The following is a 25,577-nucleotide window of genomic DNA, read 5'->3' on the forward strand; positions in this document are numbered from 1 at the left end:
CCTAGATATCGAGGAAGCGCACGTCGTGCGCATTACGTTGAATGAAGCCGCGGCGAGAATCCACATCTTCGCCCATGAGAACGCTGAAGGTTTCGTCTGTTGCGGCGGCCTCCCCGATGGAGACCTGCTTGAGGGTGCGGAATTCCGGATTCATGGTGGTATCCCACAGTTCTTCCGCGTTCATTTCACCCAGACCCTTGTAGCGCTGGATGCGCTGGGATTCTTCGCGGGGCAGCCGCCATCCCTTTTCTTTGCCTTCTTCGAGCACCTCATCGCGTTCCCGATCCGAGAACACGTAAGAATGCGGGGCGTTCGTCCATTTGATGCGGTAGAGCGGGGGCATGGCCAGGAAGACGTGCCCGGCTTCGATCAGCGGGCGCATATAGCGGTACACCAGGGTGAGCAGGAGGGTCGCGATATGCGAGCCGTCCACATCCGCATCGGCCATGAAAATAATCTTGTGGTAGCGCAGCTTATCGATATCGAATTCATCGCCGATGCCGGTGCCGAAAGCGGTGATAAGCGATTGGATGGTATCCGAGGAAAGCGCCCGATCCAGGCGAGCCTTTTCCACGTTGAGGATCTTGCCGCGGATGGGCATAATCGCCTGGTGTTCCGGATCGCGCCCGTTCACCGCGCTACCACCGGCGGAATCACCCTCCACGATGAAAATTTCGCATTCCTCGGGTTTATTCGAGGTGCAATCCTTGAGCTTGCCGGGCATAGAGGCCGATTCCAGCACGGATTTACGGCGGGTGGCTTCCCGGGCTTTGCGGGCCGCGGCACGCGCGGCAAAAGCTTGGGTACCCTTGCGGATAATTTCTTTGGCATCCGCCGGGTGAGAATCAAGCCAATCGCTGAGCTGGGTGTACATCTGCTGCTGCACGAAAGTGCGCGCTTCGGTATTCCCAAGCTTGGTTTTGGTCTGCCCTTCGAATTGGGGGTTGCCCAATTTCACGGAGATCACCGCGGTAAGACCTTCGCGCACATCATCACCGGAAAGATTCGGGTCTTTATCTTTGAGGAGCCCGTGTTCGCGCGCGTACTTATTAATCACCGAGGTGAGGGCGGAGCGGAAGCCTTCTTCGTGCATCCCGCCTTCGGTGGTGTTAATGGTATTCGCGAAGGTATTGACCGATTCGGAGTAGGCCGAGGTCCACTGCATGGCCACTTCCACTTCGATCTGCTTCTCATCATCTTCAGCTTCGAAGTAGATGATGTCGTTATTGATGATGTCCGATTTCTTCATCGAGTTGAGGAACTTGACGTAGTCAAGCAGCCCGCCGGAATAGCAATAGGACACTTCGCGCTTAGCCGGAACCTCCGCGGCGCTTTCCCCTTCTGCCCCGGTGACTTCATCGCCTTCCGAGGTGGCGGAGCAGCGTTCATCAATGAGGTTGATACGCAGGTTCTTATTGAGGAAGGCCATCTGGTGGAAACGCTTGCGCAGCGTTTCGAAATCATAATCCGTGGTTTCGAAAATATCCGGATTAGCCCAGAAGGTTTGGGTGGTTCCCGTTTCGGTGGTTTCTTCCCCGCGTTCCAGTTCCCGGGTGGGTACCCCGTTTTCGTAGGCGATGCGCCATACATAGCCATCGCGTTTGACGATGGTTTCCATCCGGGTGGACAGCGCATTCACCACAGACACACCCACGCCGTGTAGGCCGCCGGACACCGCGTAGCCGCCCTGGCCGAATTTTCCGCCGGCGTGCAGCACGGTCATGACGACTTCCACCGCGGGGCGCCCTTCGGTGGGATGCATATCCACCGGAATACCGCGCCCGTTATCTTCCACGCGCACCCCGCCATCTTCACGCAGGGTCACCGTGATGGTATCCGCGTAGCCGGCCAGCGCCTCATCAACCGAATTGTCTACAACTTCGTAGACCAGGTGGTGCAGACCGCGCTCCCCGGTGGAGCCGATATACATACCGGGGCGCTTGCGCACCGCCTCCAGGCCCTCGAGGACGGTAATATTCGATGCGTCATAGGACTGATCGGGGGATACTTCGCCGACGTGATGCGCAGGGCCCTGCGGGGCCGGATTCTGCTCCGGCTGCGAGGCCGGGTTTTGTTCCGGCTGCTGCACCGGTTCGGGATGACTCGTTGTTTCCGACACGCGCGGAACACTCCTTCAGGCTAACTCTCAAAAATGGGCCTCTCCCGCGTTGACCGCCGTTCTGGTAGGTACCTACGCTGGAGAGTCCCTCGTCTATTCTAGCCTATAAGCAGCTATGAAACTGAGACGGAGGACCGCTGTGCTGGAGATGTCCGAGCAAGAATTCGAGGAGGCGGTGGCCGATGCCATCGATCTGCTTCCCGAGGCTTTCCTCGCCTCCCTTCCCAATGTGGTGTTTTTGGTGGAGGAGGAACCCGAGCCCGATATGCTCCGCCCGGAAGATTACGATGAGGACGGCCTGCCCGCGGTACTCGGTTTTTACGACGGAGTAGCGCTGACCGAGCGCGGGGACGACGCCGGCTTACTTCCCGACCGCATCTTTATTTTCCGCGGCCCACTCATGCGCTGGTGCGAAACGCGCGAAGAATTGGTGGAGGAAATCGGGGTCACCATTATCCACGAGGTCGGGCATTTTTACGGTTTGAACGACGACGCCCTGCACGCCCTGGGCTGGGAATAGCCAGCATCGGTGCGCCGGGCTGGCCGTGGGTATCGGGGCTGACGGTTCGGGTTTGCCTACGGATAAGCGGGCCGGGCTATCCGTGAGTATCCAGTACTATCCGTAGGTATCGCGGGGTCCGCGGCCGGGAACCGAGAGCGGCCCGTGCTTCCAGCTGGGCCGATGCGGGCCCAAAATCACAATCTCCTTGACAATCCCCTCCCCTATTTCGGCGGCAATCCGCCCGGAAAGGGTTGCGAGAAGCGCGCGCATCTGAGTTTTCCACGAGGTGGACGAGGCGCGCAGGGTGAGAACGCCGTCGTCGGAAAAATCTTCGATACGGCAGTGCCGCGCCACATTCGGTCCCACAATCGCATCCCAGCGCGCGGAGACGGAGGCGATATCGAGGTGGCTTTGCCAGCCGCGGTCGCGGATGGTGCGGGCCAGGAGTTCACCGATCGGATGCGGGTCGCGCCAGGAGGGCCTGGCCCCGGATCCCACATCGCCCCAGCCCGGGCCGGGGCTGGCCACCGGGTCGCCGATGCGATCAGCCGCGCCATTTTCACCGGGCGCTCCCGCGCCGCTCGCCGCGAGGTAGCGGGGTGCGGCAGCGGGGCGGCGGGTGCGCACATCTCCGCGCCGGAACGCGGCTTCCCGGGCGGCATCCAGGGCGTGGAGCGCGAAAAGATCGCCGGCATCACGCGCCATCGCCCACCTCCTTGGGAATCGCGCTGCCAGCGGCTTCTTCCGGTATCACGCTAGCGGAGGCCTCTTCAGTCACCGCACCATCGCGAACCTCCCCGGTAATGCTGCCGGCCGCGATATGGAGGCGGTCCCCGCGCAAGCTTTCGGGCAGGTCATCACCCACCGCGGCGGTCACAATCACCTGCTCCGCGCCGGCCACCAGCTCGGCCAGGCGTTCGCGGCGCCGGGCATCAAGTTCGGCAAAAACATCGTCGAGGAGGAGGATAGGTTCGCCATCCTCACTCAGTAATTTCCAGCAGGCCAGGCGCAGCGCGAGGGCGAAACTCCAACTTTCCCCGTGGCTCGCATAGCCTTTGGCCGGCAGACTCCCCAAAGATAAGCGCAGATCATCGCGATGCGGGCCCACCAGGTTCACGCCCCGCTCAATTTCTTGATCCCGGCGTTCATCCAGCTGGGAACGCAGCAAAGCCCGGGCGGTTTCCACATCGCGCAGTGCTTCTTCCTGGGCGGTGACGGCGTGGCAGCTGGCGTCGTCGTCGTTTAAAAGCGCGGCGGCATCGGGCAGGGTGAAGGTACCGCGCCACGCATTCGCCGCGTAATCGAGGCGGGCGTGGCCGCGGTTGCCGGAGACCACGTTGTACATGTCGGTGACGTACGGGCGCAGGCGCGCCACCAATTCGGCGCGGGCGGCCACGATCTGGGCGGCGAGCGCGGCTAGTTGCTCGTCCCACACATCAATCGCGGCGTGGTCCACGGCTTTCCCGCGGCGGCGCGCAGCCCCGGCCGTTTTGAGGAGGGCGGCGCGCTGGCGGATCACCCGCTCGTATTCGCTTTTTACGGAAGCGAGACGCGGGCGGAGCTGGACCATGAGGTCGTCCAGGAAAGCGCGCCGGACCGCGGGTTCGCCGCGCACAAGCGCCAAATCTTCGGGAGCGAAAAGCACCGCGCGGATCGTGCCCAGAATTTCTATCGGGCGCACGTTCCCGCGATTGAGGCGGGCTCGGTTGGCGCGCCCGGCGTAAATTTCCACTTCCACGGTGGTGGGCGATTCGCCGCGCAGCACCCGGGCCTGCACCACGCCGGCGGCGGCACCCTGGCGGATCAGCGCATTATCGGAGGAGACCCGGTGGGAGGTGAGGGTGGCCAGGTAGCCAATGGCCTCCACCAGATTGGTTTTCCCCTGGCCATTTTCGCCCACGAGGATGGTCACCCCGGGGCGGAAACGAGCCACTTCACGCCGGTAATTACGAAAATCCGCCAGCGCTAAGTCAGAGATGTACACTCACACCCGCGCCTTAGGAGTAGGTGCGAATCGGCATGAGGAGGAGGCGGAACTCATCCGTATCGGAGCCGGTTTCTTCGGGCTGGCCGGTAATAACCGCTGGTTTCGTGGGACTGGTGAAGGACAGGCGCACGAAAGGCGTATCCACCGCGGTCAGGCCGTCTTGCAGGTAGGCCGGGTTGAAAGCCATCGCAATATCTTCCCCGGTAAGGGTGGCCGGCAGGGCTTCGCTGGTTTGTGCCGAATCGTTTTGACCAGCGTCCAAAACCACGCTGCCTTCGCTGAAACTCAAGCGCACCGCACTATTTTTTTCGACGACGAGCCGCGCACGCTTGATGGCATCGAGCAGCATGAGGCGATCAATCACGGCGTACCCATTGACGGTATCCGGGAAAAGGGCCCGCACCTGCGGGTAATCCCCGTCGATAAGGCGGGCTACGTTCTGGCGGTCCGCGGCGCGGAAACCGATGAGGCCGGTACGCCCGCTGGTATCCAGGGTCATACGCACATTACCCACCGAGCTGAGGGACTTGGCAATATCGGACAGGCGGCTGGCCCGCACCAGGATACGCGCGGAAATCTGCGGATCTTCCGGTTCCCAGGTAAGGTTAGCGATGGCCAGGCGATAGCGGTCCGTTGCCATGAGAGCAATATTTTCGCCATTGATTTCGATGCAGACCGAGACGAGAAGCGGGAGGGTGTCATCGGTGGAGGCGGCGGTGACGGCCTGGGCCACCGCGTGCTGCCAGGCAGCACCGTCCACCACGCCGGAAACCCCATCGAGAGGCGGGGCTGCCGGGTAATCTTCCAGCGGCATCGAAGTCATCACCATGCGCGAAGAACCGCATTGCAGATCAAGTTTGGTGCCCTCAACCGTGAGGTCAATGGGCTTATTGGGCAACGCGCGGGCGTATTCGGCCAGCAGGCGCCCGTGCACCAAAATGGTTCCGGCTTCTTCCACATCCCCGGTGATTTCAGCGTAGGAGGAAATATCAGGATCGTAGGAGGAAAGCGCAATGACGCCGGTGTCTTTGGCTTCGATTTTGATCCCGGAGAGGATGGGCAGCGAAGGGCGGGTGGGGATAGTGCGTGCCGTCCACGAGACGGCGTCCGCGAAGACATCGTGTTCAATCCGCAATTTCACAGCGAACCTTCCTCCCAATAACAAGAAACGTCTAGGGCTACTTTACGCGAGGGAGGGCCCGGAAGGAAAAGAATTTAGCGGCTTTGTAATTACACCAGTGTAATTTACGGTGCGCGGGTGCACCGGCCCTCGGCAACCGTTTGTTGTTCATGCGGGTGTTAATAGGTAGTGGTAGTAGTAGGTGCTGTGGACACTGTGGAAATGTGTTCGAAACGGCGTGAGCATGCGGATCTGGGCTGTGGATGAGCCTGTGGACGGCGCTGTGGATAATATGGGTTTTCGGGGGATGAGACACTTTGGGCTTTCGGCTATCCACCGCTAAATCTCGCCGATCCGCTTAATTTACGCCCGTGTCCACAGCTTATCCGCAAGCCCTGTGGATAGCGTTCGCGCAGGTCATGTGGGTGAGGAAACAGAGCGGTTTGTGAGGCGGGCTGTGAGCGGGCTGTGCGCCGCACGTGGCAGATGAGGTGCCAGAGGTGAAACATGACTTGGCTCATTTAGTCAGATTTTAACGGGCGGGCGCGCCGGATTGGTACAGGAAAGCATGGGGAAAGCGCGGGAATAAGCCGAAAAGTCGCTTCGAAGGCGTGGAGTCCGTTTAGTCAGGTGGCGTCGTCGTCGTACTAAACGCGAGCTACGGCGTTACAGCGCTACTCCGCCTGGCTGGCGGCTTGCTTAATACGCACGGAGAGCTCGGAGACCTGGTTGTAGGTGGTCTGCCGCTCGGCCATCTGCTTATCGATTTTGCGATACGCGTGCATGACGGTGGTGTGGTCGCGCCCGCCGAAAAGCGAACCGATTTTCGGGAGGGACAGATCCGTCATTTCGCGGCACAGGTACATGGCGATTTGCCGCGCGGTCACCGGGATTCGGGAACGATCCGCGCTGGTCAGGTCGTCAATGGTGATGGAGAAGTAATTCGCGGTCTGCGCCATGATGAGGCTCGGCTTAATATCCACCGAGTCCGGATTAGTGATGAGATCCTTGAGAACCATCTCGGAAAGAGTGAGCGAAACCGGCTGTTTGGACAGATCCGCGAAGGCGGTGACCCGGCGCAGCGCCCCTTCCATTTCACGCACATTCGTGGTCATATGCGTGGCGATATATTCATGCACTTCGCGCGGCACACTAATGCCGTCCACGTGCGCTTTCTTTTCCAGAATGGCGATACGAGTTTCCAGATTCGGGCGGTCAATACTGGCCACCACCCCGGAATTGAAACGCGAGAGCATCCGCTCTTCAAAACCGTTGAGCAGATTCGGCGCCACATCGGAGGTAATAACAATCTGCTTATTGGAATTCGTCAGGGCGTTGAAGGTGTGGAAGAACTCCTCCACGGTGGTATCGCGCCCGCCAATGAACTGAATATCGTCGATCAGCAAAATATCGACCTTGCGGAAAGAATCCTTGAATTCGCTTTGTCGCCCGTCACGCACCGCGTTAATAAAAGCGTTGGTGAATTCTTCGGCGCTGATATAGCGCACGTGAATATTCGGGTAGAGCGAAATCGCATAATTCCCGATCGCGTGCATAAGATGCGTTTTCCCCATCCCGGAATCCGAGTAGAGGAACAACGGATTATAGGTAGTCCCGGGCGCTTCCGAGACCGCTAGCGAGGTCGCGGTGGGAAAACGATTCGAATCCCCAATCACGAAATTATCGAAAGTATATTTCGGGTTGAGCCCGGCGGCCGTCGACATCGCCGCAAACGACGGATCGGCCGAGTTCCCGTAAATCTTTTCTTCCCCGGAGGCCATCGTTTGGGTGGCGAGCGAGGTCGGTTCGGTTGTTTCGACCGGCGCGGCCGCGTGTGGCGCCGGTACGTGCGATGCGGTTATATGTGGTGCCGGTGTATGTGGCGCGGTTGCGTGGGTGGCAGTGAGGGCCGACGGCGCAGCTGGAGCCACCGGCTCGCCCGGCACATCAGGAAAAGCTCCCGGTTCCTCCAGGGTGAAATCCCGGTAGGTCGCGGATTTATTCCATTCCGAATCCGGGGAAAGCGCGGTGGGCGTTTCCGCCCGGCGCGGAGCCGGAGCGGCCTCAACGGGCCGGGATTCGCGGCGCTCAGTAGCCGGAAGCGGGGATTCATTCACGCTTGGATCAATGGAAATCACCAGGCGAATGCTGTGGCCCAGAATATTGGAGAGCGCCCCGGTCATGAGATCGGCAACGTGCTCCTCGATCCAGTTCTTCACGAACTCGGATCCCACCACGATCATAAAAATGTCCTCGGCGGTGGCCAGCGGGTGGGCCATGCGCACAAAAGCGGATTGCGAATCGGAGAGATCGCCCTGCATACGCAGCAATTCCAAGGCGGCAAGCCAAGCATCGCGCGCGGGGTTCATCTCCGCCATGACATCCTCCTGAGGACTCTTTCAAGAAAAAAGGGGGCGAGCCTCGCAGCCAGGTGATCCGAGCGCCGTTGATGATCACGACTGTAAGTTTCACGGTATCTGGTGAGGCCATGCCCTATCTGTCTGCCTATCGTAGGTGAATGACGCGCAACACGCTAACGAGTTATCCACAGGCTTCTCCACACCTGTGGAAATTACATCTCTGTTATTCACAGGTCACTTGCGCGCTGTGGAGCCTTAAAAACCTATCCTCAGATTTTTCCACAGATGTGTATAGGCCGAAAAAATTGCTTTGGTACGTGTTTTCTCACAGTGATCATCCTTGAGATAACGGTCACCGCGCGCTAAAAACCTTTGACTCACCGGCCTGATCTCGCGTAAAGTCATCTAGTCCATGCGTGGTTCAGCCGCGCGTTATTTGTCAAGAAGGGCCGCCACCGCTTGTGGATAAGCCCGTCAATATCTAGTGGAGGGGATCACCGTGGTTAAGCGGACTTTCCAGCCGAATAATCGCCGTCGCGCTAAGGTACACGGTTTCCGCAAGCGCATGTCGACCCGCGCGGGTCGCGCTGTTCTGGCAGCTCGCCGTCGCAAGGGTCGCGCCAAGATTTCGGCTCAGTAAATGCTTCCAGCCGTTCACCGCATGCGGAGTTCGGCGGATTTCGACTCGGCCTTTTCCGGAGCGCGCGGCTCTGCCCGGCGCGTCCAAGTCATCCTCGGCTCCCAGTCGGAATCGACCCTAACCGGCCCTCACCCTGTGCGGGTCGGTTTTGTCGTATCCAAAGCTGTGGGAAATTCCGTGGTGCGGCATCGGGTATACCGGCAACTGCGCCATCTTATGCGTGCGCGCCTAAGTTTTTTCGACGACGGCGATCTCGTCGTCGTTCGAGCTTTTCCCGCCGCGGCGGGAAGCAGCAGCGCGCAACTCGGTGAGGACCTGGACCGCGCGCTTGCCAAGGCACGGGCGCAAGCAGCGCGGACGCACGAAGCGCGCACGCACCAAAGTGCGGATCTAGCAGGGCACACGCAAAGAGCGGGCACGCAAGAAACGCGGGCGGTGAAAGCGTTATGACGCACACGCCGGCAAGCGCGCAACCGGAACGGCACGGCAAAGAAAGCCTGCTGGTGCGGGCGGTGCGCTGGTACCAACGCACGATCTCAGCCGCGCGCCCCCCGCGGTGCCGCTACGCACCGAGCTGTTCGGCCTATGCGATACAAGCCATACAGATTCACGGGACCGGCAAAGGTACACTTTTAACCGTGTGGCGCTTGCTACGGTGCAACCCGTTGACGAAGGGCGGCGTAGATAGAGTGCCACCGCCGGGTCAGTGGCCAAGCAAACCATTGGACCAAGATGAGCTTCTCGAGCTTTACGCCAAAGAAGACGCCTTAGACGATACGAACAACGCTACGGGTAATCCCCAGCGGGAACACCCAGCAGCGTGAGGAGAAACTAAGTGGATACAATTCTCGCTCCGTTTATGTGGGCGGTCTCGTGGGTGATGTACGGCATCCACGAAGGACTCGTACTCCTGGGAATGAACCAGGGCGCCGGGCCGGCGTGGGTCTGCGCCATTATCGGGCTGACCATTGTGGTTCGTCTGCTCATCTTGCCGCTGTATAACCGGCAGATTCGTGCTTCGCGGGCAATGCAGGTGCTGCAACCCGATATTCAGAAGTTGCAGAAGAAGTACAAGGGGAAGCGGGACCAGGTGTCCATGCAGCGCCAGCAGGAAGAACTGCAGGCGCTCTACCGCAAACACGGGGCCTCCCCCATGGCATCCTGCTGGCCGATGCTGGTGCAGATGCCGATTCTCTTCTCCCTGTACCGGGTGCTGATTAATTTCCCCTCCATCGCTAATGGCAAGCGTGGCCCCATCGGGCCGATCACCCAGCCGGTGGCGCAGTCCTTCGAGGAGACCACGTTCTTCGGCGCCCCCATGTCGGCCACCATTTCAACCGCGGGCCAATTTGCCAATGCCACGCAGGTGCGGATTGTCGCCGTCGTTCTGGTGATCATCATGATCCTCAGCATGTTCTGGACGCAGCGTCAGCTCATGACGAAGAATATGCCGGAACAAAAGGATCCGAATAACGCTGCTCTGCGCATGCAGCGCATGATGCTCTACGGCATGCCACTGATCTATGTGTTCTCCGGCGCGGTGTTCCCGGTGGGCGTGCTCATCTACTGGTGCGCCGGCAACCTGTGGAATATGGGTCAGCAGAGCTGGTTCATTCGCCATAATCCGACTCCCGGTTCGCGGGCCTATATTGAGCGGGAAAAGCGGATCCTGGAAAAGCGCAAGCGCAAGGGGCTCACCGATGAGGAAATTGCGGAACTGGAAGAGCAGGAGCAGAAGGGCGGCCAGCGCTACCAGCCGATGAGCAAGGAACGCGCGAAGAAAGCCGGGCTGAGTCCGGATGCTTATATGCCGCGCCCGGAAGATGAGGATGAGGACGATAAGCCCGCCGTCGGCAAAGATGGTTTGACGGATGAAGAACGCGCCCGCAAGCGCTACGAACGCCGCCAGGCAGAACGGGCCCGGGCCCGCGCCAAGAAGAACAAGAAAAACCGCGGGAAATAACACCCGGCGACCGGCGTAGAACAAGCTAAACTTAGTCAAAGAAAAGGAACGGACGGGTTGCGCAAAATCTTGGCAGCCCCAGAAGGGGATCCCCCGGATACCAGGAGAAAGAATGAGCGAAACGTCTGAGGATATTAAGAAGCTTGATCGCGAAGGCGATATTGCGGCTGACTACCTCGAAGAACTGCTGGATATTGCTGATCTCGACGGCGATATTGATATCTCGATTGACGAAGATCGTGCCACGATCGCCATTGTCACCGAGGGTGAAGCCGATGAGCGGCTGCGCCGCCTGGTGGGCCGGCACGGTGCCACTCTCAACGCGCTCCAGGATCTGACCCGCCTCGCGGTTCAGGAAAAGACCGGGGAACGCTCGCGGCTCATGCTGGATATCGCGGGCTATCGCGATGAACGCCGCGCCAAGATTGAGGAAATCGCCGCGGAAGCCATCCGCGAGGTGCAGGAAACCGGCGATGAAATCGAGCTGGATCCCATGAATCCCTTCGAGCGCAAGGTTGTGCACGACGCCGCTGCTGCCGCCGGGCTCGTTTCCGATTCCGAAGGCGTGGGCGCCGGGCGTCACGTGGTTATCAAGCCCGCGGATGAAGACTAAGGCGAGGATTAATACGCATATATGGCGGAAGAACATCCGATGATCGAGGTTCCTCCTGCCGCCGGTGCCGAGCATTTCGGCACGGCGACATGGGGAACCTTGCTTCATTTTGCGTGCCTGCTCGAAGAAGAGGGCGAGGTGCGCGGGCTTGTGGGGCCGCGCGAACTGGGCCGTTTATGGTCCCGGCACCTACTCAATTCCCTCGCTATTGAGGAATTCATCCCGGCGAATGCCACGGTGGGCGATGTGGGTTCCGGCGCTGGTTTCCCCGGAATTGTGCTGGCGATTGCGCGGCCGGACGTGACCGTGACGTTGATTGAGTCCATGGAGCGGCGCACCGAATGGCTGCGCTATGTGGTGGGCGAGCTGGGTTTGCGGAACGTCAAGGTGCGGACCGCCCGCGCTGAGCAACTCAAAGGCCGGTTCGCGGCGGATATCGTGACCGCCCGCGCGGTGGCTGCACTCAAGAAACTACTGCCGTGGACGATGCCGCTGGTCAAACCCGGCGGACGCCTGGTTGCGCTCAAGGGCGAGCGAGCCGCCCAAGAAATTGACGACGCCGCAGCGCAGTTGCAGCGTTACGGTGTTGCGGAGGTTGCGGTTCATACTGTGGTGCCCTTTGGAACAGACGAGGCTACTCGGGTGGTCGAGGTGCTCAAGAAGGCTTCGTAAGTCAGGCGGGCGTGTTGCTGGGTTGCTGGGTTACTGAGTTACTGGGCTTCGGAACTTGGTTGCTCGGGACTTGGTTTTCCATGACTTAGTTGTGCGGCTTTGTGGTCGGGTTTCATAAAGGAAGTGTGCCGGTTTTATAAGGGACGCAGTCTGGTTTGGCCGCGTGTATCGAACATGTGTTCGTAGTGGGTGGTGCTTGTGGATAACGTGCGTGATGCAGATGACGGCGGCACAGAGACGGCCTGATACCGGCTAGAATGTTCTGAGGTAAGGAGGGCGTTATTTATGAGTGATCCCCGTAAAAAAGTTGGACGTCGTGCTGCGCCGAGTTCGGCACCTTCGCCTGCACCACAGGATCGGGACACTCCGATCGCCCGCGAACTTCGAGAGGATTTTAAGCGCCTCAAGAAGGTGAAGGCGAGTAAATTCCAGAAGCCGGAACATACCCGCGTTGTTGCAGTGACGAATCAAAAGGGCGGCGTCGGCAAAACCACCACTGCCGTGAATATGGCGGCTGCGCTGGCACTCAATGGGATGCGGGTCTTGCTTGTTGATGCGGATGCGCAGGGTAATGCTTCTACCGGTTTGGGTATTAGCCCACAGGAAGAACGCAACGACGTTTACGAAGTTTTTAAGGGTGAAGCACGGCTCGAGGATGTTCTTATTCAACTCGAGGATATTCCGAATCTCTATGTGGCTCCCTCGAGTATTACTTTGGCAGCCGTTGATTTTGAGTTAGGCCAGGTGCCGGGGCGGTACTCTATTCTGCGCGACGCGATCCGGGAAACAATGGATAGTTTCGCGGCGCAGGGCAAGGCTTTTGACTTTGTGTTTATTGATTGCCCGCCGAGCATGGCTTTGTTACCGGTGAGTGCGCTGGTGGCTGCTGATGAGGTGCTGGTACCGATTCAGGCGGAGTTTTATGCTCTCCAGGGTGTGGCTCAATTAGTACAGACGGTTGAGGATGTGCGCTCGTCTCGCAATGACAAGCTACATATCTCGGCGTTCATTGTGACGATGGTGGATACCCGCACAAATCTGGCGAAGGACGTATCTGAGGAAGTGCGTTCGCACTTTGGTGACCGAGTGCTCCATACGGAGATTCCTCGGTCGGTGGCTGCTGCGGAAGCGCCGTCCTTTGGGAAGAGTGTGCTCACCCACGATCCCCGGAATCGGGCGGCTATTGCCTATCTTGCGGCGGCAAAAGAATTTTCAGCTCTCTCATAGTTAGGAGCCATCGTGGCAACTCGTAAACGGCGTGGTTTAGGCAGTGGGCTCGGTGCCCTCATTCCACCGGAACAGGCAGAGAATACCGAGAGTCCAATTGATATCTTTTTCGGTACGGTGAAGAAGAAGGATTCGGGTTCGCCGGAGGATGCGGGTTCGCGGGAGGCTGCGAGCTCACGGCAGCACGACGATTCTCAGCAGGATGATGCTAATCCCCTCGATCTTGGATATGGCTCGGCGGGTGAGAATGTTTCACGTGAAACATCGGGTGGTTCTCAGCGTACGGCTTCTAAGCCGTCGGCCGCTGCATCTAAGAAGAAGGTGGCTAGCAAGAAGACTCAGGCCAGTAATGGAGCTGTCGAGATCCCGGGTAGTGTAGTCGAATCACCGGCCGTGATAAGCGAGGCGAAGGCTGGTGAAGTTGAGGGTCTTAAGGACACTACGGTAACCGAGGGAACTTCCGTTGTTGAAGCGACTGATAGTACGACGGAGTCTAAGGGTGTCGCGGAAACGGATGCAGCGCAGGCGATCAATGTTTCACGTGAAACATCGGAAGATGACCTTGTTGCAGTACCGGGTGCCACCTACGGCGAGATTGATGTCAATGTCATCGTACCCAATCGAGCGCAGCCGCGTACGAATTTCGATGATGACGATTTAGAAGAGCTCGCACAGTCCATTAAGGAAGTGGGCGTTCTTCAGCCTATTGTTATTCGCCCACTTAGTGAGCCTTTGGATAACCATCCGGATGCTCGATACGAACTCATTATGGGCGAGCGGCGCTGGCGGGCGACCCAGCGGGCGGGCTTGACGCGTATTCCTGCCATTATTCGGCGCACCTCTGATGAAGATTTGCTCCGTGATGCACTTCTTGAGAATCTGCACCGCGCTGACCTCAATCCCTTGGAAGAGGCGGCTGCCTATCAGCAGTTACTTGAGGACTTCCAATGTACGCAAGACGAACTGGCGAAGAGGATTGCACGGTCGCGCCCGCAAATCACTAACACTTTGCGACTTCTGAAACTTCCGGCGTTGGTGCAGCGCAGAGTAGCAGCGGGCGTGCTATCTTCCGGGCATGCGCGTGCACTTCTCGGTCTTGCCGACGCTGGTGCAATGGAGCGGCTGGCACAGCGGATCGTGGCAGAAGGATTATCTGTCCGCGCTGTTGAGGAGATCGTTGCTCTTGGCGATGAATCGACCCCGGCTTCGGTTCGCCGAGTGCGCGTGAAGCGCTATGAAAACGAATTGAGTTCGGTAGCAACGCAATTGGGCGACCGGCTCAATACTCGTGTGAAGGTCGATATGGGCCGAACCAAGGGAACCATGCGCATTGACTTCGGTTCACTTGAGGATCTCAATCGTATTTTGAGCGTGCTGGCGCCGGATGTTACAGGTGTAGAAATTCCCGAAGAGGGCAGTAACAAAGAGTAGACAGCGGGTCCTTTGATTGCGGGGCAATGTTTCACGTGAAACATTGCCCCGCTTCCTTATTTAAACAGAGATCCTTTATGCGGGATCGATGCCGTCAGGTGTGGCTGGAAACTAACGGAGAAACCACGCATGACTCGTGCAATTTTAGTGACCCGGTTTTTTGGTTTTCGGGGTTTGGGGAGTGATCGGAGCGGCGGTTCGCGGTGCTGTTACCGACAGTAGAAATTAGGCTACTTTTCGACCGCTGCTTACACAGAAGAATCGGATAGGTGAAGTTTTGCGGAGGATGTTTCACGCGAAACATCCTGGCGCACACATCTACGTAGCTCGAGTCCTCGCGGCTTGAGTGACTACTACAGCGAATACTGCATTGCGCGAAGGGTAGGTCGAATTTGCATTTTGCCGGCGGTAATGTGTAATTCCCACGGAGCTAATCGCGCAGATTGAACGTGCGCCTAGCATTACGAAAACGAAAGCGGGCAATGTTTCACGTGAAACATTGCCCGCCGGGTGGAGACTTGCCTGGAGTTCCTATGCTGCTACTTCGCCATTTCGGGGAGGTCTTCCGGCTCGCTGACATCCCGATTCGCTGCCCGGTGCAGGATTTGCAGGTAGAGTGATTCGGGACTTGTCCCATTCTCCCGCGCATATGCTTCAACGGCTTGGGGAAGCAGCGAGGTCTCCGTCATTCCCGGTGCAATATTCACATCGATGACATACGGAGTACCGTCCTTCACGATGAGGTCAATCCGGGAAACATCGCGAAGTCGGAGGGTGGTATGTGCCGTAAGTGCAGCTTCGGTAACCCGCGCCTTTTCCTCGTCAGAAAGACGAGCGGGCACATAGTACTTAGCTCGGCCGGCGAAGTAGCGCGCGTCGTAATCATAAGGACCATCGGTTTCAATTTCGACCGGGGGAAGCGCGATAGGCCCGTCGGCCCCGTCAATAACCGAAACGGAAACTTCTGTTCCGTCGATAAAGGTTTCGACATGCGCTTCTTCCCCGTAGGCGAAGCAATCGACCATCGCGCGGGGAAGGTCCCCCGGCTTGTCAACGATGGTCACTCCCAGTGCTGACCCACCTAAATTCGGCTTCACGACCAGCGGGAATTCATAGCGTTCTCCGAGGAGATCAAGAATTGGCGCCACTCCGACTTCACGGAAAAGAGCTTCCGGGAAGCTGACCGACCACGGCACCGCAAGCCCGGCGTGGCGCAAAAGCGATTGTGCGACCGTTTTATTAGAGGCGATTCGGGCGGCGTTCGCCGTCGACCCTACAAAACGGTACCCGCTGAGAGAGAGCAGATCTTGAAGAGCTCCGTCTTCTCCGGTCGCACCGTGTACCAAAGGCCACACCACCGTGGGATTCATGGAGCTGAGGCGCTGGAGCAGGGTTGCATCAACATCGAGAACCTTGACCTGCGCGCCCGCCTCCCGCAGGAGCGTGGCGACCCGACGCCCCGAACTTAGCGACACATCGCGTTCGTGCGTGAGACCACCGGCAAGAATAGCAACGGTAAGAATATTGTCCATTTTCCCTCCGGACTTCACTCTACTCATCACTGATGAGAACCGATAGCAATCGAATTATTTCGTTGCCTGTGGCGAGGAATCATCCACGCCGAACATCTGGACCAGGTCATTTTCTTGGCTAATAACTTCGCCAAGCCTGCGCACGCCCTCGGTAATGCGTTCCGGGGTGGGGTAGCAGAAGGACAGCCGCATATGGTCAGTACCCTGGCCATCGGCGAAGAAAGCAGTGCCGGAAACATACGCGACGAGGTTCTTCACCGCGCGGGGAAGCATCTCATGCGCATTGAGGCCGCCGGGTAGTTTGACCCAGGTATAGAAGCCACCGCGCGGTTTGTTCCACGTGCACATGGGCATGTACTTTTCGAGCGCGGCCTGCATGGCCTGCCCACGCTCGGCGTACATGCCGCGGTATTCCTTGACCTGCTGATACCAGTCATAGGTGCGCAGATATTCCGCGATAGCGAGCTGGCCGAAGGTGGTCGGGCACAGAATCGCATTTTCCGCGGCGAGGGTGAGACGCGCGCTCAGTGCAGCCGGGGCCAACGCCCAGCCCACCCGGAATCCCGGCGCGAAGGTCTTGGAGAAGGATCCCAGGTACACAACACCATCCGGGTTGAAGGTCTGGATGGCCGGAATCGGATCGCCGTCGAAACCAAGCAGACCATAGGGATTATCTTCCACGATAAGAACATGGTGCTCATCGCAGATCTCGGCAATGCGCCGGCGGCGTTCCTCGGATTGGCTCACACCGGCCGGGTTGTGGAAATTGGGGATGGTGTACAGGAACTTGATCGGCTTCCCGACGGCTTCCAGATCTTTGATGGTTTCCTCAAGCTGTTCGGGAATCAGGCCGTTGGCATCCATTTCCACGTGGACCACATGGGCTTGGTACGCCCGGAAAGTTCCCAGCGCCCCAACATAGGAAGGCGCTTCGGCAATAACAACATCGCCCGGGTTAATGAAGATTTGGGAAACGAGATCGAGGGCTTGCTGGCTACCGGTCGTAATATTGATGTCGTCCGGATGGGCGCGGATACCTTCGGGCCGCATGACCTCCACGATCATCTCGCGAAGCTCTTCGGTGCCCTGACCGCCGCCGTACTGTAGCATTTTAGCGCCATTGTTCCGGATGAGTCGCGCGGTCATATCCGCGAGGAAGTCTAAAGGTAGCCCGCTAATATTAGGCATTCCCCCTGCAAGAGATACAACTTCGGGGCGATTTGCAACTGCGAAAAGCTGACGAACCTCAGATTGCTTCATTCCTAAAGCTCGATCAGCATAGACATTGTACCATGGATCAAGTCTGGTAAATCCGGGACCGGCGTGCTGCTCGCCCATACGTTCTCCTTCTCTTTTAACACACTAAGTGTGCCACGCTCGGGGCTGCGATAAAACAATGTCCGCCGGTGTGCTTCGCGCGTCACTCAATCGCGAGGCACCACAGTATTGCCACGAGACAATCACGGGACCACCGCGGCGCTCCCGCGGCGCGACCGCGGAACTATCGCCGGCCCGGACGTGTGAGTCCTATGGGGTAGTAGCGTACCCGCAAAGAAAGGCCCGTGTCAGCACCGCGTTTATTCGGAAGCCGCGAGTTTCCCGAGTTTCCCGACTTTCGCAAGTCTCGCGAGGCCGGGGAGCTGGGCCATAAGTTCAGCGCGGATTTCAAGTTTGGGAACCAGCCCCGCAAACCGCGCATATTCCTTGCCCTGGTAGACAAGGAGCAGGGTCGGCAGCCACTCGAGCCGCGGGATAAAAGAAGCGACTTCCTCCCACGGATTTGCCGAGCGAATTTCTGGAACGCCACCATTCGCAGGGCGAGAATCCGAAGCACCAGAATCGGAAGTGCCAGTATCTGTGGCGCAAGTGTCGCCGGAATCGGTATGTGCGGGGTCGCTAACGATGGGATCACTATTCGCGGGGTTACTATCAGCGAAGTCACCAGCGGCCGGCTCATCTTCCGCGGGATCGATACCTCCATAGCCCAGAGCATGTTGAATTGCGCGGGTTACTTCCGCGGAGAGCTCGGAAAAGTCGATCCGATGTTCTGGAGCGCCGCCGGGCAGAATGTGCTGCATCTCGGCATCCGCTCCGGTAGCAGCAGTGGTTTCGGAGCCGCGCCGTGGGCTTACGGGTGGCTGGGTGAGAACGTTCAGATTGACGCACCACGCGTCGAAGCTTACGTCCGATACTAAACGATGAAGGTCGACGACGCTCTCCTCGAAAATCACGCGCATTGGCCCATCATAGGGAACCCACGAAGCTGTAAAGAGCAGCAAGGTTGGAACCTCGGGTCGATACGTGGGCATGGCACCTTCTTCCGGCCGGCGGGTGGGAACCTTAGCCACCATCCTAAACGCGAACCGGCGAGGCGGATCAGATATTCACCTCGCCGGTTCCACATATATAAATGAGCGGTACCCCGCGCTGAGTTACGCTGCGCTCCCACCTGCGGCAGCCTGCTGGGCCGCGAGGTTCTCCAGGTAGCGTTCTGCATCGAGAGCCGCCCGGCACCCGGTGCCAGCTGCGGAAATGGCCTGACGGTAGTACCGATCCACGACATCCCCGCAGGCGAAAACTCCGGGAATTGAGGTTTCGGTGTGCGGGTGGTTCACGACGATATAGCCGCCGTCGTCCAATTTAAGCTGCCCCCCAAGAATTTCCGTACGCGGGAGGTGACCGATGGCCACGAAAAGGCCGGTCACATCGAGGTTCGAATCTTCCCCGGTCACGTTGTTGTGGAGGGTGAGCGCGTTCATGGAGCCGCCGTCTTCCCCGCGAATATCGGTGACTTCGCTGTTCCAGTGCATGACGATCTTGGGGTCGGCCAGGAGGCGGTCCGCCATGATCTTCGAGGCGCGCAGTTCGTCGCGCCGGTGGATCACGTGTACCTTAGTCGCGAAGCGGGTGAGGAAGAGGGCGTCCGTGACGGCGCTATCCCCGCCGCCCACCACGGCGATTTCCTGATCCTTAAAGAAGAAGCCATCGCAGGTGGCGCAGTAGGAAACCCCGCGGGAGGCGAACATGGTTTCGCCATCCAGACCGAGCTTCTTGTAGGCCGACCCGAGAGCCAGGATGACCGTGCGGGCCCGGAATTCGGATTCATCGGTGCGCACGATCTTGACATCGCCGCTCAGGTCCATGGAGAGGGCGTCGTCGTACTCCATTTCGGCACCGAATTTTTCTGCCTGCTGCTGCATATTGGCCATGAGGTCGGGCCCGAAAATTCCATCCGGGAAGCCGGGGTAGTTTTCCACCTCGGTGGTGGTCATGAGTGCGCCGCCGGCATCGATGGCGCCGCCGATCACCAGCGGTTTCAGGCCCGCGCGTGCGGTGTACAGCGCGGCGGTCCAGCCCGCCGGCCCCGATCCGACAATGATGACGTCACGAATATCGCTCTCGGTCATATTTCTCCTGTGTTCTTGTGAGTGAGCGTGCCGCGTTGCGCGAGCACACCGCTCCCCATCGGGCACATCATTGGGTACAACGTCCCGGGGTACATGGCTATTCCCGGCCGGCCGTAAATACCGGATGTAAACACTGCCTATAAACGCCGGCTGTAAACACCTTCTGTAAACACCGTTTACTTCACGGTGATCTCAGAAATCTGCAACTTGAACTGCCCGGCCGCATTCTTTGGCAATTCAGTGAACCACAACACCACGTGATCACTGTTTACTGGTGTTGGTGCAGTAAGCGTTGTTTTCGCGCTCATCGGGCCCTCGGTTACCACAGTGCCACCGCTAGGCTGATCCGCGGTGGTGTCACGCCACTGCACATTCCCGCCCTGGCCGTTTAGCTGCAAGGTCACTTCCTTGACGGTGGACGGCTTCGCCAAGCGCAACTCAATCCCGACTCCATCCTTGAGCAGGCCAAACTTCGGATTGCGCAGGTATTCCCAACTGGCCCATTCCGTTGCCGGATTCTTGTCAATGGCCAGCGGGAGCGTCTTCGGATAATCCTCATCCGCCTCACTCTTCTGCGGATTGAGAAGATTCGCCGAAACGATCTGCGGCGTTGCGGAGCTGGGCGAGGGCGCGGCACTGGCACCCGGCTGGGCGCCCTGGACCTCCGAACCTTGCGCATCGGCCGAGGCAGAAGGCGCGGCGGAAATCACCGGCGGGCGGGTGGACACATCCGTGGGCCGGAAGAAGGTTGTCACGGCGAAGTACAAAGCGACTGCGACCAGGCCGATTGCGCCCGCAACAATGAGCTTGGAGGAATCAAAAATGCGCGAGCCGAGAGCCCGCCCGTTTTCTTCATCGGCGATAATCGGACGCGAAGGAGCGGGCGGCCGGGTGGCCGGCTTGCGATCCCCGCGGGTGCGGGCAGCGACTTTCGCCGGAGCTGCGCTCGCGCGCGCGGCTGCCGAAACCGGGTGAATCCGGGGTGCCGCCTGAGGAGCGGTGGACGCAGGTGTGGCGGTTGCGGGAACGGCAGCTCCGGCCGCCGCGGTGGTTATATTCGCCCGCTCAGATTGGCCCGCATCCTCCTCATCGCCGACGTTCATAATGGAACGCCGCTGCGGGCTCGCCTTGCTGTGAACACTGTTTATCGCAACCGTGGGAGCGGAATCGCGCTCGCGTTCCGCTGCGGCAGCTTCGCGTTCTGCGTTTTCGTGCCGAGCGGCTTCGCGTTCAGCAGCGGCACGCGCAGCGGCTTCGTGTTCCGCCGCCTCGCGTTCGCATTCTTCCAGCTCACGTTCCGCTTCGCGCAGCGAGGGGAAATGCGGCTGGAACCGCGGCGTTGCAGCATCTTGAGCGACGACGCCGCCACCGGCAGCATGACCACTGTGGCTATCAATGTTGATGGGGTGAGTTTCCTCAGTCTTGGTTTCACCACGATGGGCGTAAACAGTGTTTACTTCGGTTTCCTCGATGGGGGAATCCTGTGCCGGAAGTTGCTCGCCGTGAAGCTCAGAGCCGGTCGTGGATCCAGCCACGGAGCTAGCCTCGGAACCAGGCTCAACATCGCCCTCGGAACCACTCTCGGAGTCAAGTTCAGAACTACTCTCCGAACCACTCTCGGTTTCCTCCTCATCGCGGAATTCCTCCGGCGATACCCACTGCGGGTGGAGCTCCACCTCCGGAGCTGCGGTAATACCCAATTCAGTATCAACGTCGCCCTCGAAATTCGCCCCGTATACGCCCTCGGGATCCAATTCCTGGGATCCAATAGCGGAGGAGGCCGATGCTGCGGAGGGCGCCACGGGAGTCGCATCAGCTTCCAATGTTTCATCGGCTTCGGATCGTTCGCCGGCTTCGACTGGCTCACCAGGATCATCGGATCGCTCGCCGGTTTCGGAAGCCTCGCCAGATGCACTGGTGGCAGCTGCGGCGTCGTCGTTCTCAGAATCTTCGGCGCCGAAGGAAACGTGACTGGAGCCCAAGGTGACGCGGCCAATCGCGCCCCCGCGCACGTGTCCGCCCAGCGGGTCGAAACCGAAACGGGAATCCCCGCCGCCGGGCAGCTGTGGCGCCACCAGTACCGGATCGGGGAATTCCCGCAGGTCAGGCCGGTTGAAGGGCACAAGGCTGCGCAATACCTCCCCGGGGGAAAGCAAGCGCTCCGGGGAAAGGGTGCGCCGGAAAACCTCCCGAATATCGTCGGGCAGCGAATCATCGCGGGCCAGCGCTTCGAGGGTGGTCTCATCCGCCTGGGCGCCCTCGAGCAGGGTCGCCAGGAACAGCACCAGGTCCGCGGCCTCGGCGTTATTGAGGCTGGCCGGATCGTATTCATCCGTGCGCGCACCGGCCAGAGCTGCGTCAATACCGATGCCGTCCAGGTACACGTCGCCGGCATCGCCCACCCGCACGCGCGAGGGTGTAATGCGCAAATGCCGCATACCGCGCCCGGAAACCTGGGTGAGAATCGCGGCGAGCTCGCACACCACGGCCTTGGCCTGCTCGGGCGCAAAACCCTCACCGTGCACGTACCCGGTCAGCGAGGTGCCTAGCGGAATCTCGCTCACCACGAAATTTTCGCCAACAGAGAGCGTGCGCACGATATGCGCGTCATCGAGCAACCCGGTGCGCCGCGCCGCGTCCAAAGCATCCGCGCGCGTGGGAATATCCCCGATGAGCAGCACCCGCACCGCGGTGCCGAGCGCGTCATCCACGGCGTACCACTGCTCGGTACCCGCAATATCGAGTTGCTCCTCGTACAAATTCTCCAGGCGGTAGCGACCGGCGAGAGTCATGCCCCTGGTTCCGATGGCGCTCACAGTTCCTCCTTGCCGTGCCTCGCGGCCACATTACTCCTATGGTATTTCGTGTTCCTCGCGCAGTTTATCGACGGCGCGCGGCCCGGCTTCTTCCGCCGCGCTAGCCTCACGTAAATTGTGGAGATGTTTTTCAGGGTCGACGCCGCCCGAACGCCGCCCGCTGCGCAGGCTGCGTGCGATCCCACCGAGCAAGAGCACCCCGAGGAGCGCGCCAATAATATACGTCCCCGTGGTTTCCCAGCCGGCGCGCACCCGCACATTAATATCCTGAACCGCGCCGATCGCGGTGCCCACCGGATCGGTGACCGCAGCCGTGACCGTAACATTCCCCGAGCCGGAAGCCTGCACCGGCACCGCCACCGTGACGGAGGCGGCCGGCGGGATGGTTGCCGCAACGGGATCGGAGGGCACAATGCGGAAATCTTCGGCGCGCAATTCCACCACCGCGCCCACCGGAACAGGCAGCGAATTATGCACGTGCACGGGTAAATCCGCGTTTTCCGAAATGATGTTAATCGTGGAGGAGGGCTGGACCGTGACGGCCCCGGCCATCTCCTCGGCGAGTTGCGTGAGCTGAGCGGATAGCTCCTCGCGCTGCGCGTGGTGGTCGCGGAGCGCCACCCCGGCCAATTGCGCGGCGTGATGGGTGACCGGCCCGGTGATACTAGCTGGCACCGGGGTAAGAGCAGCGGTGGTGGAAATGGTGGTGACATGCGCATCGCCGCGGGCCAGCATTGCCGCGGAAATCTCGCCAGGCAGCACGCGCTCCTCGGGAAGCTGGGCACACCCGGCGGCCGGCTTATCAAGAAGATCGCCAGCTCCGGTGGGCGCCAACCACGGCGCGCTCGTGAGTGCCCCGAGTGCGGCCCCAATATCGCGATCCGGCAACGCTCCGGCCCGCGCCAGCGCTCCACTTTCCGGCCGATCCACCAGCACCACCTGGGCGCGCGGCGCGGCCGGCAGTTCCCGGTAGGTGGCGGCCGACAGCGCGAGGGCAGTTTGGCGGGCGTCGATGGCGGAGAGCCGGCTCCCGGCCGCTTCCGGCAAACCTTCCCCACCCCCGGAGGCCAGCATATTTGCCTCGTCTGAACTGGGTAAATAGCCCTGCACCACGGCGGAGAGCACGCCGTCCGCGCGCAGCGCCGCGGCTTCATTAGCACCGGCGCCATCAGCACCGGCGGTTTCGTTTGCATCGCCCGCGCCGCCCGCACTCGCGCCGCCCGCGGCACTCGCCCCGGAATCCTCCACATCACCGCGAGCATCACTGAGCGAACATGTATCACTCCCGTCCGCGGCGAGCGGAATATTCACCCGCCCGCTCGGGCTGAGCCAGGAGGCGTGCTCCGCATCCACATCCGTGGTGATAAGCGCCGCGGCCCCGGCATCGCGCAGCGCCCGCGCGGTGGCCCGATCCACCCCCAGCGCCGTGACCGCAATATCGGACCGCGCCGCAAATCCGGAAGTTTGCGCCGCCTGCACCGCATCCTGCCGCGCCAGAGCGAGCTTATCCGCACGCGCGGCATGGGTGAGCGCCGCGGCATCCACGTCCGCGCCCAAACCGAAGAACACGCTGGTCCCGGCCGCGGACGCAAAAGTTTGCAACGCGGCCCGTTCCGGATCACCCGCGATGAGCAGCGGATCAACCGCGGCGCTCACCCCCGGGTGCGCAAAATAGTTCAAAGTCTGCAAGCGGTGGGGCAACTGCCCGGCCTCCGCCGCGGAACCCGAAGGCGAAGAGGGAGCCGAAGCCGTGGGCGTTTTACTTGGGGCCGACGGCGCAGCTGGGGAACTCGCCCCCTGCGAAACTGACGGCGCGGAAGGCGCGGCGCTCGCTGCCGGGTCTGCATCGGATGTGGCGCTCGGCGCGGCGGAACTTCCCGCGGTGGCGGAGGCGGCCGGCGGAGAAGCGAGCGTGCCGACCGGAGTACTCGGCGTGGGCGTGCTTGCCGAAGCTGAAGCCGGAGCCGGCGCAGGAGCCGGCGGCTGCGGGCTGGCCGAGGGTGCGGTGAGGCTGGTGTAGACCTGCTCTTCGAGAGCCGGGGCGCTGCCCACATCGCTCAGGGAGCGCGTAACCGGCACAATCGCGCTGATGGGGGCAGGAGCGGCGTCGTCGCCAGGAGCAGTGACAATAAAACTACGGTCGGTGGCAGTTTCCCCGTCCACCACGGCACTCACCTGGACCCCGCGCGGCCCCCACTCGGCGGGAATCCGCTCCCTCGGAATCGAAAATGTGACGCGGGTGGAGGTGCCCGGTGCAATATCCGCATCGGGGGTGAGGGTGTCATACAGGGCCAGGCCGGCGGGTTCCGCGCGCATGAAGCTGAGCACCGCGCTGCGCGAGGAGGGCACGTAGCGCTGGATATAGAGCGACACCGAATTGAGATGGCGGGTTTCCGTGGTGGAATTCGTCACGGTGGCGGTGAGGGTGAGGGTGGCGTCCTTACCGAGCACCGGGGCACCCACGTCCACGATGTCTACGCTAGGTACGGCCGCCGGACGCGCGGGAAGAACATGCGCGGGCGAATTTTGCGCGGGCCCCACCTGCGCGGGCCCCACCTGCGCGGCTAGACCTTGCGCACCCGCCAACCCAACAGCACCCAGCGGCACCCAGGCCGCCACGGCCCCGGCCAGCGCGCCCCGCCACATCATTCCTCCCCCGCGAGAATCGCGCGGGCCGAGGCCACGATACGGCGTTCATTGGGATAGGCGAGGCGGGAAGCCACCCGATCCAGGCGTACCCACTCGGCTTTTTCCGCTTCGTGATCCGGGTCGTTATCAACGGTGATATGCCCGGACATCCCCTCCAATAAAAAGTGGTGCACAACTTTATGGACGCGGTGGTTGGTACCGGAGAACCAGTAATCAATGGTGGCCAAATGCATGAGCACCCGCCCGGTAATCCCGGTTTCCTCCGCGATTTCCCGCACGGCGGCTTCTTCGGGTGTTTCATTACCTTCCAGGTGCCCCTTGGGCAGGCACCACTCCAGCCGCCCGCCGCGGTTGCGCCGCGCGATCACCGCCACGTAGGCCTTCCCGCCGCGCACCCCGATCACAATTCCCCCGGCACTCGTTTCGTTCACCACCGGAAGAGAGTGGCGCCGCGCAGAAGCCTGGTGCACGGCAGCGGCGCGCCTCCAGGATCTACGGCCCCCGAACTTGGAGGGCAACGGTGCTGACTTCGACATACC

Annotated in this window: 21 protein-coding genes; 9 read left to right on the plus strand and 12 right to left on the minus strand. The window is 60.5% G+C overall.

All coding sequences use genetic code 11. The annotated features are described in order from the left end of the window. Position 1: 1 nt before the first annotated feature. Complete coding sequence (gyrB, locus tag ACRQDJ_RS03310; protein ID WP_284889880.1) at positions 2–2,119, minus strand: DNA topoisomerase (ATP-hydrolyzing) subunit B; 2,118 nt, start codon at positions 2,117–2,119, stop codon at positions 2–4. 148 nt (positions 2,120–2,267) lie between these two features. Here gyrB and ACRQDJ_RS03315 point away from each other — a divergent pair, with 148 nt between their 5' ends. Then, the gene (locus ACRQDJ_RS03315) at positions 2,268–2,639 is read left to right on the plus strand and encodes a metallopeptidase family protein (RefSeq protein WP_284889978.1); all 372 of its coding nucleotides are present in this window, start codon (positions 2,268–2,270) and stop codon (positions 2,637–2,639) included. Positions 2,640–2,735: 96 nt separating this feature from the next. On the opposite strand, the gene ACRQDJ_RS03320 is transcribed toward ACRQDJ_RS03315, so the two are convergent. From ACRQDJ_RS03320 to dnaA, 4 genes are all read right to left on the minus strand, one after another. Next, positions 2,736–3,326: a DciA family protein gene (locus ACRQDJ_RS03320; RefSeq protein WP_284889881.1), complete on the minus strand. Its 591-nt coding sequence runs from the start codon at positions 3,324–3,326 to the stop codon at positions 2,736–2,738. Beyond that, positions 3,316–4,605, minus strand: a complete 1,290-nt coding sequence (gene recF / locus ACRQDJ_RS03325; protein WP_284889882.1) for a DNA replication/repair protein RecF — start codon at positions 4,603–4,605, stop codon at positions 3,316–3,318. The genes ACRQDJ_RS03320 and recF overlap by 11 nt, the downstream gene beginning before the upstream one ends. 13 nt (positions 4,606–4,618) lie before the next feature. Further along, on the minus strand, positions 4,619–5,749 hold the full coding sequence (dnaN, locus tag ACRQDJ_RS03330) for a DNA polymerase III subunit beta (RefSeq protein ID WP_284889883.1): 1,131 nt from the start codon (positions 5,747–5,749) through the stop codon (positions 4,619–4,621). A 653-nt stretch (positions 5,750–6,402) separates the two neighbouring features. Further along, positions 6,403–8,106, minus strand: a complete 1,704-nt coding sequence (gene dnaA, locus ACRQDJ_RS03335) for a chromosomal replication initiator protein DnaA (protein WP_284889884.1) — start codon at positions 8,104–8,106, stop codon at positions 6,403–6,405. Positions 8,107–8,587: 481 nt separating this feature from the next. Between dnaA and rpmH the strand changes: the two genes are divergently transcribed. The 8 genes from rpmH (at position 8,588) to ACRQDJ_RS03375 (ending at position 14,634) form a co-directional block, all read left to right on the plus strand. Beyond that, complete coding sequence (rpmH, locus tag ACRQDJ_RS03340; RefSeq protein WP_039898524.1) at positions 8,588–8,728, plus strand: 50S ribosomal protein L34; 141 nt, start codon at positions 8,588–8,590, stop codon at positions 8,726–8,728. A gap of 21 nt (positions 8,729–8,749) precedes the next feature. Next, positions 8,750–9,178: a ribonuclease P protein component gene (gene rnpA / locus ACRQDJ_RS03345; protein ID WP_284889979.1), complete on the plus strand. Its 429-nt coding sequence runs from the start codon at positions 8,750–8,752 to the stop codon at positions 9,176–9,178. Further along, positions 9,175–9,552, plus strand: a complete 378-nt coding sequence (gene yidD, locus ACRQDJ_RS03350; RefSeq protein WP_284889885.1) for a membrane protein insertion efficiency factor YidD — start codon at positions 9,175–9,177, stop codon at positions 9,550–9,552. The genes rnpA and yidD overlap by 4 nt, the downstream gene beginning before the upstream one ends. An 11-nt stretch (positions 9,553–9,563) precedes the next feature. Beyond that, positions 9,564–10,691: a membrane protein insertase YidC gene (yidC, locus tag ACRQDJ_RS03355; protein WP_284889886.1), complete on the plus strand. Its 1,128-nt coding sequence runs from the start codon at positions 9,564–9,566 to the stop codon at positions 10,689–10,691. 112 nt (positions 10,692–10,803) lie between these two features. Beyond that, the gene (locus tag ACRQDJ_RS03360) at positions 10,804–11,304 is read left to right on the plus strand and encodes a Jag family protein (protein WP_016442050.1); all 501 of its coding nucleotides are present in this window, start codon (positions 10,804–10,806) and stop codon (positions 11,302–11,304) included. Positions 11,305–11,325: 21 nt separating this feature from the next. Further along, positions 11,326–11,976: a 16S rRNA (guanine(527)-N(7))-methyltransferase RsmG gene (rsmG, locus tag ACRQDJ_RS03365; protein ID WP_284889887.1), complete on the plus strand. Its 651-nt coding sequence runs from the start codon at positions 11,326–11,328 to the stop codon at positions 11,974–11,976. Positions 11,977–12,261: 285 nt separating this feature from the next. Next, entirely contained in the window at positions 12,262–13,203 is a 942-nt protein-coding gene (locus ACRQDJ_RS03370; RefSeq protein WP_284889888.1) for a ParA family protein, read from the plus strand. Positions 13,204–13,215: 12 nt separating this feature from the next. Next, positions 13,216–14,634, plus strand: coding sequence for a ParB/RepB/Spo0J family partition protein (locus ACRQDJ_RS03375; protein ID WP_284889889.1), 1,419 nt, complete (start codon positions 13,216–13,218; stop codon positions 14,632–14,634). Positions 14,635–15,173: 539 nt separating this feature from the next. Here ACRQDJ_RS03375 and ACRQDJ_RS03380 read toward each other — a convergent pair. From ACRQDJ_RS03380 to ACRQDJ_RS03410, 7 genes are all read right to left on the minus strand, one after another. After that, positions 15,174–16,193 (minus strand): D-alanine--D-alanine ligase family protein, encoded by a 1,020-nt coding sequence (locus ACRQDJ_RS03380; protein WP_284889890.1) that lies wholly within the window; start codon positions 16,191–16,193, stop codon positions 15,174–15,176. 27 nt (positions 16,194–16,220) lie between these two features. Further along, positions 16,221–17,504, minus strand: coding sequence for an aminotransferase-like domain-containing protein (locus ACRQDJ_RS03385; RefSeq protein ID WP_026428907.1), 1,284 nt, complete (start codon positions 17,502–17,504; stop codon positions 16,221–16,223). Between the two features lie 239 nt (positions 17,505–17,743). Next, entirely contained in the window at positions 17,744–18,475 is a 732-nt protein-coding gene (locus ACRQDJ_RS03390) for a YbbN family protein (RefSeq protein ID WP_284889891.1), read from the minus strand. Positions 18,476–18,598: 123 nt separating this feature from the next. Beyond that, on the minus strand, positions 18,599–19,573 hold the full coding sequence (trxB, locus tag ACRQDJ_RS03395; protein ID WP_284889892.1) for a thioredoxin-disulfide reductase: 975 nt from the start codon (positions 19,571–19,573) through the stop codon (positions 18,599–18,601). Between the two features lie 176 nt (positions 19,574–19,749). Further along, entirely contained in the window at positions 19,750–22,389 is a 2,640-nt protein-coding gene (locus ACRQDJ_RS03400) for a protein kinase family protein (RefSeq protein ID WP_284889893.1), read from the minus strand. A 36-nt stretch (positions 22,390–22,425) separates the two neighbouring features. Then, a complete protein-coding gene (locus ACRQDJ_RS03405) occupies positions 22,426–25,038 on the minus strand; it encodes a DUF6049 family protein (RefSeq protein WP_301575038.1) in 2,613 nt (870 codons plus the stop codon). Beyond that, the gene (locus tag ACRQDJ_RS03410; RefSeq protein WP_026428902.1) at positions 25,035–25,574 is read right to left on the minus strand and encodes an NUDIX hydrolase; all 540 of its coding nucleotides are present in this window, start codon (positions 25,572–25,574) and stop codon (positions 25,035–25,037) included. The genes ACRQDJ_RS03405 and ACRQDJ_RS03410 overlap by 4 nt, the downstream gene beginning before the upstream one ends. Positions 25,575–25,577 lie beyond the last annotated feature (3 nt).

The sequence above is a fragment of the Actinotignum urematis genome (assembly GCF_051264595.1).
Lineage (GTDB): Bacteria > Actinomycetota > Actinomycetes > Actinomycetales > Actinomycetaceae > Actinotignum > Actinotignum timonense_A.

Bases quoted from the DNA above. Each gene is read 5' to 3' on its own strand.
- ACRQDJ_RS03315 (WP_284889978.1), top strand. From the start codon at position 2,268: ATGTCCGAGCAAGAATTCGAGGAGGCGGTGGCCGATGCCATCGATCTG.
- ACRQDJ_RS03320 (WP_284889881.1), bottom strand. From the start codon at position 3,326: ATGGCGCGTGATGCCGGCGATCTTTTCGCGCTCCACGCCCTGGATGCC.
- dnaA (WP_284889884.1), bottom strand. From the start codon at position 8,106: ATGGCGGAGATGAACCCCGCGCGCGATGCTTGGCTTGCCGCCTTGGAA.
- rnpA (WP_284889979.1), top strand. From the start codon at position 8,750: ATGCGGAGTTCGGCGGATTTCGACTCGGCCTTTTCCGGAGCGCGCGGC.
- yidD (WP_284889885.1), top strand. From the start codon at position 9,175: ATGACGCACACGCCGGCAAGCGCGCAACCGGAACGGCACGGCAAAGAA.
- ACRQDJ_RS03360 (WP_016442050.1), top strand. From the start codon at position 10,804: ATGAGCGAAACGTCTGAGGATATTAAGAAGCTTGATCGCGAAGGCGAT.
- rsmG (WP_284889887.1), top strand. From the start codon at position 11,326: ATGGCGGAAGAACATCCGATGATCGAGGTTCCTCCTGCCGCCGGTGCC.
- ACRQDJ_RS03370 (WP_284889888.1), top strand. From the start codon at position 12,262: ATGAGTGATCCCCGTAAAAAAGTTGGACGTCGTGCTGCGCCGAGTTCG.
- ACRQDJ_RS03380 (WP_284889890.1), bottom strand. From the start codon at position 16,193: ATGAGTAGAGTGAAGTCCGGAGGGAAAATGGACAATATTCTTACCGTT.
- ACRQDJ_RS03385 (WP_026428907.1), bottom strand. From the start codon at position 17,504: ATGGGCGAGCAGCACGCCGGTCCCGGATTTACCAGACTTGATCCATGG.
- ACRQDJ_RS03390 (WP_284889891.1), bottom strand. From the start codon at position 18,475: ATGCCCACGTATCGACCCGAGGTTCCAACCTTGCTGCTCTTTACAGCT.
- trxB (WP_284889892.1), bottom strand. From the start codon at position 19,573: ATGACCGAGAGCGATATTCGTGACGTCATCATTGTCGGATCGGGGCCG.
- ACRQDJ_RS03405 (WP_301575038.1), bottom strand. From the start codon at position 25,038: ATGATGTGGCGGGGCGCGCTGGCCGGGGCCGTGGCGGCCTGGGTGCCG.
- ACRQDJ_RS03410 (WP_026428902.1), bottom strand. From the start codon at position 25,574: ATGTCGAAGTCAGCACCGTTGCCCTCCAAGTTCGGGGGCCGTAGATCC.